10 protein-coding genes and 1 pseudogene are annotated in these 12,903 nt (G+C 68.4%); 10 read left to right on the plus strand and 1 reads right to left on the minus strand.

Translation table 11 applies throughout. The features are described 5' to 3' along the window. Positions 1–30: 30 nt before the first annotated feature. A complete protein-coding gene (gene eccCa, locus ACA361_RS33600; protein WP_375018790.1) occupies positions 31–4,017 on the minus strand; it encodes a type VII secretion protein EccCa in 3,987 nt (1,328 codons plus the stop codon). A 326-nt stretch (positions 4,018–4,343) separates the two neighbouring features. Between eccCa and eccD (ACA361_RS33605) the strand changes: the two are divergent. From eccD (ACA361_RS33605) to ACA361_RS33650, 10 genes and pseudogenes are all read left to right on the plus strand, one after another. Beyond that, a pseudogene (gene eccD, locus ACA361_RS33605) lies at positions 4,344–5,027 on the plus strand (type VII secretion integral membrane protein EccD); the annotation flags it as partial. A 44-nt stretch (positions 5,028–5,071) separates the two neighbouring features. After that, a complete protein-coding gene (gene eccD, locus ACA361_RS33610) occupies positions 5,072–5,752 on the plus strand; it encodes a type VII secretion integral membrane protein EccD (protein ID WP_375018792.1) in 681 nt (226 codons plus the stop codon). Beyond that, positions 5,752–7,095 (plus strand): type VII secretion protein EccB, encoded by a 1,344-nt coding sequence (gene eccB / locus ACA361_RS33615; RefSeq protein ID WP_375018794.1) that lies wholly within the window; start codon positions 5,752–5,754, stop codon positions 7,093–7,095. Before eccD (ACA361_RS33610) ends, eccB begins: the two co-directional genes overlap by 1 nt. Positions 7,096–7,313: 218 nt before the next feature. Beyond that, the gene (locus tag ACA361_RS33620; RefSeq protein WP_375018796.1) at positions 7,314–7,628 is read left to right on the plus strand and encodes a WXG100 family type VII secretion target; all 315 of its coding nucleotides are present in this window, start codon (positions 7,314–7,316) and stop codon (positions 7,626–7,628) included. Between the two features lie 29 nt (positions 7,629–7,657). Continuing rightward, positions 7,658–7,951: a WXG100 family type VII secretion target gene (locus ACA361_RS33625; protein WP_375018797.1), complete on the plus strand. Its 294-nt coding sequence runs from the start codon at positions 7,658–7,660 to the stop codon at positions 7,949–7,951. Positions 7,952–7,978: 27 nt separating this feature from the next. Then, on the plus strand, positions 7,979–8,461 hold the full coding sequence (locus tag ACA361_RS33630) for a hypothetical protein (protein ID WP_375018798.1): 483 nt from the start codon (positions 7,979–7,981) through the stop codon (positions 8,459–8,461). 1,372 nt (positions 8,462–9,833) lie between these two features. Continuing rightward, on the plus strand, positions 9,834–11,024 hold the full coding sequence (locus tag ACA361_RS33635; protein ID WP_375018800.1) for a S8 family serine peptidase: 1,191 nt from the start codon (positions 9,834–9,836) through the stop codon (positions 11,022–11,024). A gap of 251 nt (positions 11,025–11,275) precedes the next feature. Next, a complete protein-coding gene (locus ACA361_RS33640) occupies positions 11,276–11,578 on the plus strand; it encodes a hypothetical protein (protein ID WP_375018802.1) in 303 nt (100 codons plus the stop codon). Between the two features lie 35 nt (positions 11,579–11,613). Next, entirely contained in the window at positions 11,614–12,285 is a 672-nt protein-coding gene (locus ACA361_RS33645; RefSeq protein WP_375018804.1) for a hypothetical protein, read from the plus strand. Positions 12,286–12,362: 77 nt separating this feature from the next. Beyond that, a complete protein-coding gene (locus tag ACA361_RS33650; RefSeq protein WP_375018806.1) occupies positions 12,363–12,734 on the plus strand; it encodes a YbaB/EbfC family nucleoid-associated protein in 372 nt (123 codons plus the stop codon). Positions 12,735–12,903 lie beyond the last annotated feature (169 nt).

Genomic DNA, 12,903 nt, shown 5'->3' on the forward strand with positions numbered 1-12,903 from the left:
GTCGACGTCGCGGACGGGCCGGCGGGCGCGCTACTCGTCCCGGAGGGCCGTCTGGACCAGGCGGGCGCCGGCGCGGCGGTCGGTGAGGGTGCCGCGGCCGCGCGGCAGGGGACCCGGGACGACCTCGCCGAACAGCGGGCCCTCCTCCTTGCTCCCGGACATGATCAGCGCCGGTGTCGCCATGTCCTTGAGCCGCTGGACGACCGGATCGTACAGCGCGCGGGCGGCGCCGCCCATCGCCCGCGACAGCACCAGGTGCAGCCCGATGTCGCGGGCCTGCGGGAGCAGCTCCAGCAGCGGGAGCAGCGGGTTGCCGGCGGTGGCGACCAGGTCGTAGTCGTCGGCGAAGAGGAAGATGTCCGCGCCCTGCCACCACGAGCGCCGCCGCAGCTGCTCGGGCGTGAGGTCCGCGGGCGGCAGCCGGTCGTTCAGCGCGTCCACCAGGTCGTCCACCAGCTGCGCGGCGGCCGCCGCCGACGCGGCGTACCCGACGCGGTGCGCGGTGTCGGCGGTGTCGAGCAGCGACCGCCGGTAATCGACGAACAGCAGCCGCGCCTCCTCGGGCGGGTGCCGCGCCACCACGCCCTCGGCGAGCAGCCGGAGCAGGTTGGTCTTGCCGCACTCGGTGTCGCCGACCACCACGAAGTGCGGGTCGGCGGCGAAGTCCAGCCGCACGGGGGACAGCGTGTCCTCGTCGATCCCGATCGGCACCCGCCACCGCTCGGGCGGCGTCCCGGCCAGCCGTGCGGCCGGCAGCACGTCCGGCAGCAGCCGCACCGGCGGCGCCGCCGGCCCCTGCCACGCCCCGGCGACCGCCTCGACCAGCTTGCCGGCGCCGTCGGCCAGGTCGCCGGCCGTGCCGCGGCCGTCCAGCCGCGGCAGCGCGGCCAGGAAGTGCATGCCGTCGGGGGTGAGGCCGCGGCCGGGACGGCCCGCCGGGACGTTCTCGGCCAGCCGCCGGTCGATCTCCGACTCGTACGCGTCGCCGAGCTTGAGCTCCAGCCGGGTGCCGAACACGTCCCGGATCCCCATCCGGAACTCCGACCACTTGCCCGCCGTGGCCACCACGTGGACGCCGAAGCCCAGCCCGCGCGCCGCCAGGTCGGTGACGACCTCCTCCAGGTGCTCGTACTCCTGGCGCAGCGTCATCCAGCCGTCCACCACCAGGAAGACGTCGCCGAACCCGTCGCCGGGCGCCGCGCCCGCCGCCCGCAGCCGCCGGTACGTGGCGATGGAGTCGACGCCGCGCTCGCCGAACTCGCGCTCGCGCCGTTCCAGCAGGGTGGACACCTCCGCGACGGTACGGCGCACGCGGTCGGCGTCCAGCCGGCTGGTCACGCCGCCGACGTGCGGGAGGCCGGCGAACGGGCCCAGCGTCCCGCCGCCGAAGTCCAGGCAGTAGAACTGCACCTCCTCGGGCGTGTGCAGCAGCGACAGCGACGCGATCAGCGCGCGCAGCATGGTCGACTTGCCGGTCTGCGGCGCCCCGACGATCCCGACATGGCCGGCCGCGGCCGACAGGTCCACCCAGAGCGGGTCGCGGCGCTGCTCGAACGGCCGGTCGACGATCCCCGCCACGGCGGCGAGCCGGCCCCGGCCCTCCCAGCCGGCGGCCGTCAGCCCGTGCCGCGCGGTCGCCGACAGGGGCGGCAGCAGCGCGTTCACCGGGGGCGGCGCGTCCAGCGGCGGCAGCCAGATGCGGTGCGCCTCCGGGCCCTGGCCGGCGAGCCGGCCGACGACCGTGCCGAACAGCGTCTCCGCCGGTTCGGGCGCGGCGGGCGGCCCGGACTCCCCTCGCTCGGGCGCGGCTTCGAAGCGCGGCCGCACGTACCCGGGCCCGTACGGGACGATCAGCCGCTGCCGGCGCGGGCCGCCGGCCGTCCCGTCCCCGGCGCCGCGCCGCTCGTCGCCGCCCGCGCCCGAGACGTACGCCGCCTTGAACCGGACCATGCCGGTGACGTCCACCTTGAGGTACCCGTTGCCCGGCTGGGACGGCAGCTCGTACGCGTCCGGGACGCCCAGCACCACGCGCGACTCCATCGCCGAGAACGTCCGCAGACCGATCCGGTACGACAGGTGCGAGTCGAGCCCGCGCAGCCTGCCCTCCTCAAGCCGCTGCGACGCCAGCAGCAGGTGCACGCCCAGCGAGCGCCCGAGCCGCCCGATCATCACGAACAGCTCGGCGAACTCGGGCTTGGCCGACAGCAGCTCGGAGAACTCGTCCAGGACGACGAAGAGGGTGGGGAGGGGCGCGAGCGGCGCGCCCTGCTCGCGGGCCTTCTCGTAGTCGCGTACCGAGGCGTGGTTGCCGGAGGCGCGCAGCAGCTCCTGCCTGCGGATCATCTCGCCGTGCAGCGCGTCGTACATGCGGTCGACGAGCGGCAGCTCCTCCTCCAGGTTGGTGATGATCGCCGATACGTGCCGGAGCCGGTCCAGGCCCAGGAACGTGGCGCCGCCCTTGAAGTCGACGAGGACGAAGTTCAGCGACTCCGACGAGTGCGTGACCGCGAGCGCGAGCACCAGCGTGCGCAGCAGCTCGGACTTGCCCGAACCGGTCGCGCCGATGAGCAGCCCATGCGGGCCCATGCCGCCCTGCGCCGACTCCTTGATGTCCAGCTCGACCGGGCGGCCGTCGGCGTCCACCCCGATCGGGACGCGCAGCCGGTTGCGCGGCGGCCGGGGCTGCCAGGTCGCGCGCACGTCGATGGCCGCGGCGTCGTCCAGGCCCAGGAGGGAGGTGAGGGTGAGGTCGCCCGCCAGGGCGTTCTGCTCCGGTTCGTCCGGTGCGCCCGCGCGCAGCGGGGCCAGCCGCAACGCCAGCCCCTCGGCCTGGACGGGCGTGAACGCGTCCGGCCGGCCCAGCGGGCTGGCGACGTCCTTGCCGGTGTGGTCGCGTTCGAGCATCTCCAGCCCGCCGGCGGTCACGTCGAGGCGCAGCATCGTCGAGTCCGGCGCGGCGCCGGCCGGCGTGCCGAGATCGACGACGCAGACGCCCTTGATGCCGTCCGAGCCGAGATGGGCGTCGGCGGTGACCGTCCCGCCGTCCACGATCACCACGTGGAACGGCAGGTCCTGCGTCCCGGCGCCGGGGCTGAACCGCGGCCGGTCCTTCAGGTCCTCCTCCAGCAGCCGCTCCAGCTCCGCGAGCGAATGCGTCATCAGCCGTACCGGCCCGGCCGCGTCGTGCTCGCTGGGGTGCAGGCAGTGGGGGAGCCACTTGGCCCACTGCCAGTCGGGCATGCGCTCGGGCGAGACGCAGATCCCGATCCGGACGTCGTCGGGCGCATGGAACGTGACGAGCTGCGCCACCAGCGCGCGCAGCATCGCCCGTACCGCCGCGGGGTCGCCGGTCGGCACGATGCGGGAGAACGCGGGCAGCGACACCGCGACCGGCAGGTCCGGGACGCTCGCGTGCGCCCGCAGGAAGCGCCGCAGCGCGCCCGCGCACATCGGCTCCAGATCCTCGATCGGCCGGGTCTCGGGATGGATCAGCTCGACCGCGAGCCGCTGCCGTCCCGTGCCGATCCGCACCTGCCCGAAGTCCGCGTCGGCGGGCCGCCGCTCCCAGAGCCGGTGGCTCAGCACCAGCGACCAGAGCGTCCGCGGGGCCGGGCCCGACCATTCCAGGGCCTCGCGCTGCTGCCGGGCCGCGTTCCTGACCCGTACGCGGACCTGGTCCAGGTAGCGGTAGTAGTCCCTGCGGGCGCTGTTGAGCTGCTGCTTGCGTTCGCCCGCGCCCTGGCCCATATGGCCGAACCCCATGCCGACCATCGACAGCACGAACAGCCCGCTCGCGATCCACATGATCGGGTTGCCGCCGCCGGCGCCGCCCGCCCCGCCCATGAACATCAGCCCCATGGCCCCGCCGCCGGCGGCCATCGGCAGGTACATCAGGGCGTTCGCGAACCCCTGGCCGGCCTTCTCGGGGACCTCGGGCGGCGGTTCGAGCACGATCTCGCCCTCGGGCACCCGCGGCGGCGTCCGCCGCTCCGGCCGCCGCACGACCTCGATTCCCACAACCGCCTCCCGGCCGTGATCGCCAAGAAACCGGACTTATTTCCGCAGTAAAGATCATTGGTCAGCCCGCGCCAGGTCGGGGCGCTGGACTGGACAACACGGAGAAATATTGGCATTTTGCCTAACTTCTCCCCGGGGGAATCTCGTCGCGCTATTCTCCCGGAACACGGGCCAAAGTATCACCTTGGGTTCGGTGTCCGGGTGGCTTGCCGAAGATCCGGTAATTGCATCGAACTCGCTGGTCAGCGCCCTGATCCAGAACGCGCTAATGATCCTTTTCGACTGCCCGGGCCATGCCGCCGATGACGGCCGATCGATCTTTCCGGATGGAGGTTGCGGGGCCGGTGAATACGTCGACCGGAGAAGAGCTGTGCCGGGTGGTCATGGTCGCGCCGAATCGGCGCCTCGACCTCTCGCTCCCCGCCGACGTGCCCCTCGCCCACATGCTCCCCACGCTCCTGCGGGCCGCCGGGCGCGCGCGTCCCGGCGCGGGCGAATGGCACGCCGGCTGGATCCTGCAGCGCCTGGACGAGCCGCCGCTGGACGAGTCCCGCACCCTCGGCGAGCTCGGCGTCCGCGACGGCGAACTCCTCTACTTCCGCCCCGAACTCGCCCAGCTGCCCGAAGTCGTCTTCGACGACGTCGCCGACGTGGTCGCCACCGGCATCAACGAGCGTCCCGACCGCTGGCGCCCCGGGACGACGCGCACGTTCGGCCTGCTCGCCGCCGCCACCGCCCTCCTCACCGGCGCCGCCGCCCTGGCCGCCGCCGGACCGCCGTGGCCGCTCCCCGCCGCCGGCGCCGGATGCGTCACCGCGATACTCCTCCTGGCCGGCGTCGTCCTCTCCCGCGCGGTCGGCGACGCGGGCGCCGGAGCGGTCCTGGGCTACAGCGCGCTGCCGTACGCGTTCCTCACCGGCCTGCTGATCCCCGCACGCCCCGTCCCGCTGGCCGACCTCGGAACCCCGCACCACCTCGCGGGCCTGAGCACCCTCACGCTGGCGGCGGTCGTCGCGGCCTTCGCCATCACCGAGGCCTGCCGGTCTTCCTGGGCATGGCCATCGCGTCCCTTCTGGGCGTCGTCGCGGCCGCCATCGTCGAAGCCTCCGGAACGTCTCCCGCAGGCGCCGCTGCATTCACCGCCGCCCTCTGTCTCGCCCTCACGGCGCTCATCCCGTCCCTCGCGTTCAGGCTCGCCCGCCTGCCCCTGCCGCCCGTACCGGAGAACGCGGAGGAACTGCGCAGCGCCCAGACGTTCGACGGCCCGACCCTGCTGCGCCGCACGCGCGAGGCGGACCGCTTCGCCACCGGACTGGTCGCCGCCGTCGCGGCCGTCTGCCTGGCGGCCCAGCTGTTCCTGGTGACAGCACGAGGCTGGCTCCCCCTAACGATGAGCCTCTGCGTGTCCCTCGTACTCCTCCTGCGCGCACGCGTCTTTCACGGCAGACCGCAACGCCTCTGGCTCCTGTGCGGCGGCCTGGCCGGGCTGGCCCTCCTCAGCCTGCGCACCGCCACGACCGCCGCGCCCGAAACGACACTGCTCGCCGTCGTCGTACCGCTCCTTCTGGCCACAACGGTGACGCTCTCGATGGCTCTGCGCCTACCGGCGCACAAGCCGTCCCCCTTCTGGGGCAGGGCAGGAGACATCGCCGACCTGATGCTAATCATTAGCCTCTTCCCCCTCGCCATGGGCCTCCTGAACTTCTACTCCTGGCTGCGCGGGCTGGCCGGCTGATGCAGACGCGCAAGGACCTCTACCAGGCGCACCGCCTGATGACCCAGCGCGTCGCCCTGGCACTCCTGCAAGGGCAGCCCAGCGCCGCCGAATCGCCCATGAGACGCACCGGCGTAGGCGCCATCTGCGGCGTCATGGTGGCCGTCCTGGTCGCCGCCGGCTTCGGCATCGCGGGCTTCCTGTTCAAGGGCGGCGCCCGCAACCTCGAACGTCCCGGCGTCCTGATCATCGAGAAGGAGACCGGCGCGACGTACGCCTACAGCGCCGAGAGCCGCACGATGATCCCGTTCCTCAACTACACCTCGGCCCGCCTGGCGATGCCGACCAGCACCGTCCAGTCCAGATCGGTGTCCGCCAAATCCCTCGCCAAGTACGCCAGAGGCCCCCTGACGGGCATCCCGGGAGCCCCCGAGACGCTCCCCGACCCCCGCAAACCGGCCAAACCGCCCTGGTCCCTATGCGTCCGCACCACCGGCGGCCGCTCCCTCGTGACCCTCGCCGGCGGCCGCGACGTCGGCGGCCGCCCCCTCACCGACGACCAGGCCGTCCTCGTGCAGGCGGCCGCCCAGCCCTGGCTGATCTGGCGCAGCACCCGCCTGCGGATCTCCCCCAGAGCCGCGCGCGTCCTCACCGCGGCGCCACCCGTACCGGTGGACGAACGCTGGCTGAACGGCCTGCCGCAGGGCGCCGACTTCGCCCCACCGCGCATCCCCGGACTGGGACTCCCCGCGAACCGATCCCAAATCGGCCAGCTGTTCCGAGTCGCCGCCGTGGCCGGGACGCCCGAACGCTGGTACGTCCAGCTCGCGGACGGCCTGTCGAGCATCTCCCAGACCCAGGCCCGCCTCCTGCTCGACGCCCCCGGCACCCCAGGCCCGCCCCGCGAGATCCCTCCAGGAGCCGCCGGCGAACGCCCGTCCCGCACGAACCTGCACAGCCGGGCGCTCCCAGAGAGGCCGCCGCGCATCGTCGCCTACACACCGGCCGATCCGCTCTGCGCCATTTACCACAACACCACGCGGTTTTCCACCGAGGCCCGCTTCACGGTCGGCGGCTCGCCGCCGGGCGCGCCGCCCCGGGCGACGGGCGGTCTCGACCAAGTCACCCTCCCCGGAGGCGGCGCGTTCACCGGAACGCTCGCCGTCCCGGGGCAGCGTCCCCAGGCGTACTCGATCCTCACTGACCAGGGAGTCCGCCATCCCGTCGCCACCCCCGAGGACGTCGCCAAACTCGGCTACGGACCCACCGCCGCGGCGCCCGTTCCGGCGAACCTGCTGAACCTGTTTCGGACGGGCCCCACCCTGGCGTCGGAGGCCGCTACTTGGCCGGTTCCGGCCACCTGAACCCTGAACCGAATCCGGGGGTGCCGGTGATTCGGCTGATCAGCGAGTGGGCGGTGAGAAAACGGACGGCGCCTCATGAAATTCGTTCCTTTTCTTCGCGTGGACCCTTAAACCGTCGCCTCCCTACTCTCGTACTTTCTCATTGTCACAGTGCGTGTATCAGATCCGGCAAAAGCGCCTGACCGGACCTAAAGATCAATTAACCAAGAAGGAGCATCATGGCCCCACAGTCATCGGTCAATCGCCAGCACATGCAGCAGGCCGCGGCCAAGGTCCAGGACGCCCACGGCCAGATGGGCCAGGTCAAGGGCCAGCTCACGAGCCACCACGGCGAACTCCAGGCCGCCTGGCAGGGCGAGTCGGCCGCCGCGTTCACCCAGGTCTTCCAGCTCTTCCAGACCGAGTTCACCAAGGTCATGAAGGACCTCGACCTGATCCACCAGAAGCTCGTCGACACCCGCGTCAAGTACGAGGCCGCCGAACAGGAGAAGACCGGCCGCATCAACCAACTCAAGGGCGTCGTGAACGGCTGATCCGCAAATCCGGCAAAGGAGAATAGATCATGTCCCATGACCGCACATACGTGAACTTCGGCGGAATGTCGCAGGGGCAGGCGAACTTCATGAACGTCCTCAAGCGCTACCAGCAGATCACCGAGACCCTCGACGCGCAGGTCCGCACCCACCTGGCCGAGTGGGACGGCGACGCCCGCACCGCGTACGAGATGAAGTCCCGCGAGTGGAAGGCCGCCTCCCAGCGCATGGCCACCGCCGTCGCCGGCATGAGCCGTTCCATCGGCGACGCCCACGACATCCATCTGGGCGCCGAGAAGACCAACACCGCCCTCTGGGCCTGACCGCCGACCACACGGGGAGGAGCAACGGTGGCACCGCAGGACCAGCAACCCGACCTGAACAAGCTCTTCCCAGGCATGTTCCAGGGCCCGCAGATCAACCCGCACGACCCCACCACCTGGCCGGGCACGACGACCACACCCAAGGGCCGCCCCGGCACGGTCGAGCACCAACGCGACCGCATGCGCCAGGTAGCCGCCGCAATGCGCCAAGACCTCTCAAAGCTCCAGTACATGCTCACGGCCCTGAACGGCGACTGCGGCACGATCGGCACCTGGGACGTGGCTCAGAGCATGGGCACCAAGGTGGCCACCGCCCACCGCAACATGCTCGCCACCGTCCAGGCGTACATCCAGTCCTACGAGGTCGTCATCCGCCGCGTAGAACAAAGCGCCGCCAACTACGGCAAGGCAGAACTAGCCGCCGACGACGCCGCCAGACGCCCCGGCCAGCAACTAGGCCAGCCCCCGACCACCGGCCCACCCTCAACCCTCCCCTGGCGCACCAGGTAGGGCCCGTACACGAAACAGGAGGAGAGGACATGGGCGGCGGTCCGCAGCAACAGAACATCCGAGCCGGAGCCTTGGGCAAGGGCAACCCGGAGCAGTACAACTACGACGCGGTCGCCGCACACCTCAGGGGCGCCCAGTCCACGCCTTTGGCGGCGGTGGCACGGGCCTACGCGCAAGCAGGAACCGCTCTCAAACAGGCCGAAAGCGACCTGGCCAAGCACGTGGGCCGCCTCCGCGAGGTGTGGCAAGGCGAAGCGCAGGAACTCGGCATGGGGGACTTCAAACGCCTGATCGAAAGCGCCGGCATCCTCGCGGAGGCCAGCGCCGCCTTCCAGTCCGCGATGACCCAAGCAAGCGGAGTCGTCCAGGCCGCGCCGAACACGCTCCCTCCCAAGACCACCCCAGACCTCCCCTGGCAGCAGCCCAAACCAGGCCGCCCCGACGGCTCCCTGGCCAACTTCGCAGACGACAAGGCCGCCCAAGCCCACCTCGCCAAGGTCAACACCGACCTCAACACCGCCTACGCCCAAATCCCAGAATCCCTCCCCCTCTACCTCCCGGGGGAGGACAAACTTGAACCCCCAGAGACAGGCGGCGGTGGCATCTCGGGCGGCACGGCCACCGCTAGCGGAAGTGGCGGGACGACAGGCGGTACAGGAGGGGTGGCAGGCGGCTCTGGCGCCGAAGCGCCCCGGCTGGAACGCCAACCGAACCTTGTCGACCCTCACGGCCTCGAACAAGGACCCCGTGTTGCCGGGAGCGGCCCGTCCGAGCTCGCGGCTGTCGATTCCCCGGTACTCGGAGGACTCCCAGGATCTGGTTCCGGAGGGGCCTTCCCCACTCCAGGTGGAAGTTCTCAACTCCCGGGCGTCGCGACAGGACTGGGCGTACCAGGCGTGCCGCCACCGGTCGCACCTCGCGGGTTGAACGGAATCTTCAACGGTACGGGTGCCGCCGTGCCCGGACGTTCGGGGCCGGCCGTGGGCTCGCCGCTACCAGGAGTTGGCCGTACGGGCCTCCCGGGAGTACCGCCGATGATGCCCGCCGGCGGCGTGCTGGGTGCACCGGGTGCCGGCGGCAAGAGCACGGGCCCCGCCCCAGGCTCCGGCCGATCCGTCAGCGGGAGTGCGCTAACGCGAAATGGTGTGATCGGCGCGATGGCACCCACCACGCCCGGAGCAACAGGGGGTGGAACGGTCGCTCGCCCGAACACAGGTCGGGGATCACCGGCCCCGCCGATCGGGCCGATGCCGGGCGGCAGTCCCGGTAGCAGGGAGTCCGAGCGGCAGACATGGCTGGTCGAGGACGACAGTGTCTGGGCAGAGGACCGCGACATCGCACCTCGCGTGATCGGGAAGCCGGAAGACCCGACATGAAAGGAAGAAGAGGCCACCTCAGGGCTAGGTGGGGAACGCCGACAGCGCTCAAAAGGCTGGCTGCCACCTGCGCCACGACAACCCTGATCCTGGGGTACGGACACCCCGTATCCGCGGCTCCCTCACCACGGCCAGACCAGTGGTGGTTCCCCGCCTGGGAGATAGAGGAAAAGGTCTGGCCCTTGAGCAAGGGCCGAGGAGTCACCGTCGCCGTGCTCGACAGCGGAGCAGAGGCGCGGCTACCCGAACTCAGAGGCGTCGTGTTGAAGGGAAAGCAACTCGCCGGCGCCCGGGGAGACGGCCGTCAAGACATCGACACAGAGAAAGGGGGGCACGGCACGGCGATGGCTGTCGCCATCGCCGGACAGGGGGGCGGCACCGGCCTTGTCGGTATCGCACCTGAGACCCGGATCCTCCCGGTCGTCGGTGGGACCTTCTTCTACGAGAAGCAGATTCACTACGCGGTCGACCGCGGTGCAAAGGTCATCAACCTCGCTCTAAGCACTCCGGGAACCGAATGTCCCCCAAGAACGCAGGATGCCATCAACTACGCGATCGAGCACGACGTGGTCATAGTTACCGGGGCCGGGAACCTGGCGATAGCGAAAAGCTCTGAATACTATCCTCCCAACTGCGCCGGGGTACTGACGGTAGGTGCCCTAGACGCGGATATGAACGCGTGGAAAAAGACCACACCGGGCAGCACCGTCATGGCGGCGGCCCCCGGAGTGTCCGTAGGAGTCGCGAGCAAATACGGCACATACAGAAAGACGAACGGAACAAGTTTTGCAACAGCGCTGACCTCCGGCCTTGTCGCATTGATCCGCTCACGCTATCCGGAGATGTCCGGACGCGAGGTCGTCCAACGACTTCTCTACACCGCCCGCGACGTCGACACCAAGGGCTGGGACGAACGCACAGGCTACGGCGCCCTAATCCCCTACACCGCCCTAACCGCCAAGATCCCGCCCAATGCCCCCAATCCTGTATATGAACGCTTCGACCGCCTGGCCAAGGCAGGTCCGAGGACTACGCTCAGCGCCCGAGCAGTGAATCCAAAGCCGAGAATTGAGCAAGGCTCAAACGGGACTATCTGGCCTCCCGTGCTAGCAGTGATCGGCACTCTTTTTGTTGCGGCTGCATCTGGCATTCTGTACCTACGCAGGGCTAGGCCAGGCTCATGTTGAGAGGTCTGCGATGACGGCGGGGAGGTGGGGGGTGCCGCCCATGTCGTCGGCGCCAGCGCGGACCGTCCACCTCGTCGTGCCGAAGAGTGCATTAAGCAAGGCCAGCAGAATTGCTCCGGGTATGGAGGACGCTATCTGTCGCGGTGTACGGCCAGTGGATCCTTGCCGTGCGTATTCGGCTGGTCGCAATAGCCGTACTGGGATAGTGTGGTAGCAGTGTCAATTATCTTCATCGAAATATAGGAGGCGAGATGGGGGAACATGAGCTTTGGGTTCGTGATATCGACAGGCTAGACGAGCTTGGTCGTAACCAAATGACGAATGTCGCTAACGATCTTCTGGGATCAAGACGGCGCATCGATGTGCTGAGACTCGATCCAGCCGCCTTCGGTGAAAATCCCTTGCGTTTCAGCATGGAGAAGGTGTATGAGCAAGTGCGACAAGAGTTCGGACAGCAGTTGAACGCTGCCTATGTGGGCATGCGGGATGCTGGTGCTGCGGTGTCGAAGATTGCCAAGAACTATCGCGCCATTGAGAAGAAGCTGTCCGGTTAGGCCCCTGTTCGCCGCCTTGGAAAAAGGAAATTTCGATGAGTATCGAGAGCCTGCTTAAGCTCAGTGGAATCGAGTTGCTGGATGCAGCGGCCAGCATGGTTGGCAAGCAGCCGCCCTCTCAGCTCGCCAGGCCGCTGACCACGCCCGAGCCCAAACTGATCAAACCTACTCAAGATGAGTGGTGGCGGGCTTCGGATCAGATGACCATTCACATGGAAGAAGTGCGTACGCACTTGGCTGCAGTGATCGCTAACTGGGATGTTCCAGACGGCTTCACCCAGTACATGCATAAGATGCTCCGACACCTGGAAACTCAGCAAGCTGCCATGCGAGGCGTATCCTGGCAACTAAATGCTGCCGCTGAAATCCTAGAGAATGGAAAAAGAGATACCAAGGAGAAGATCAGTGAGGCGGCAGGCGCGCTGGTGGCAGCAATAGTGGCTGCACTGGCAACTGCCTTGATTACAGGAAGTACAGGGGCGGCCGTTGGTGTAGGGATAGTCGTAGCGATAATCGCAGCGCTGATCCAGTGGTTGATTAATCGGCAGAACTTGCAAGAGCGCCAATTGGACGACCAGAACAAGGTTGTTCAATCACTGCAAAACCTAATCAAGGGGCAGCAACTTAAGAATATCACGCCTCCGCCGGCGCCTGATCTGAAGGGAATCAAGGGATTCTCCTCTATCCACGACCCGAAGTACTTATGAGGTGTGATGCAACCTGGGGGCGCGCTCTATTTACCCCCTGTACCGAGTCAATAGGTTAGTTTTAGAAGGAGCGTCAGATGGGCCTGACCGACTCTGGTGAGTTTCACCAGGCACAGAGAATGAGGGAGCTTCTATCCGAGGTGGCCAGTCGGCGTTTTATGGCGACCTCGCATGATGGGCTCGTCACGGTAAGTGCAGTTGCTACCGGCCAGGTGGTGGGGTTGCAGATCGACCCGCGAGTCTACCGTAATCCAAATAGCAGAGCTTTGGCTGAGTCGATTCTGGAGACGATCGACCGGGCGATTGCAGGAGCAACCGAGACTCACCTTGATAGCCTCGTGCGCGTATCTGGAGTGGAGGCCAGCACTTTCAGTGAACTGCTGGAGAGTGCGACGAACATGGTAAGTGAACTAATGGAAGAAGTGGACGACTTGCAAAGGCGAGAATGATGAACACTTATCTTAATGATCGAGGTAATTGCTTTGACTGAGCGCATAGACCTATCTACGGGCACTGGGCTGCGTGGATGGGCGTGGCTTGCATTCGATCTCATGGCTGCGGTGATATTCGTGCTGCTCGGCGCCTATATGACTCCAATTCTTCTAGAGTCGGGTAATA

It is taken from the genome of Actinomadura sp. 21ATH (assembly GCF_041951345.1).
GTDB lineage: Bacteria > Actinomycetota > Actinomycetes > Streptosporangiales > Streptosporangiaceae > Spirillospora.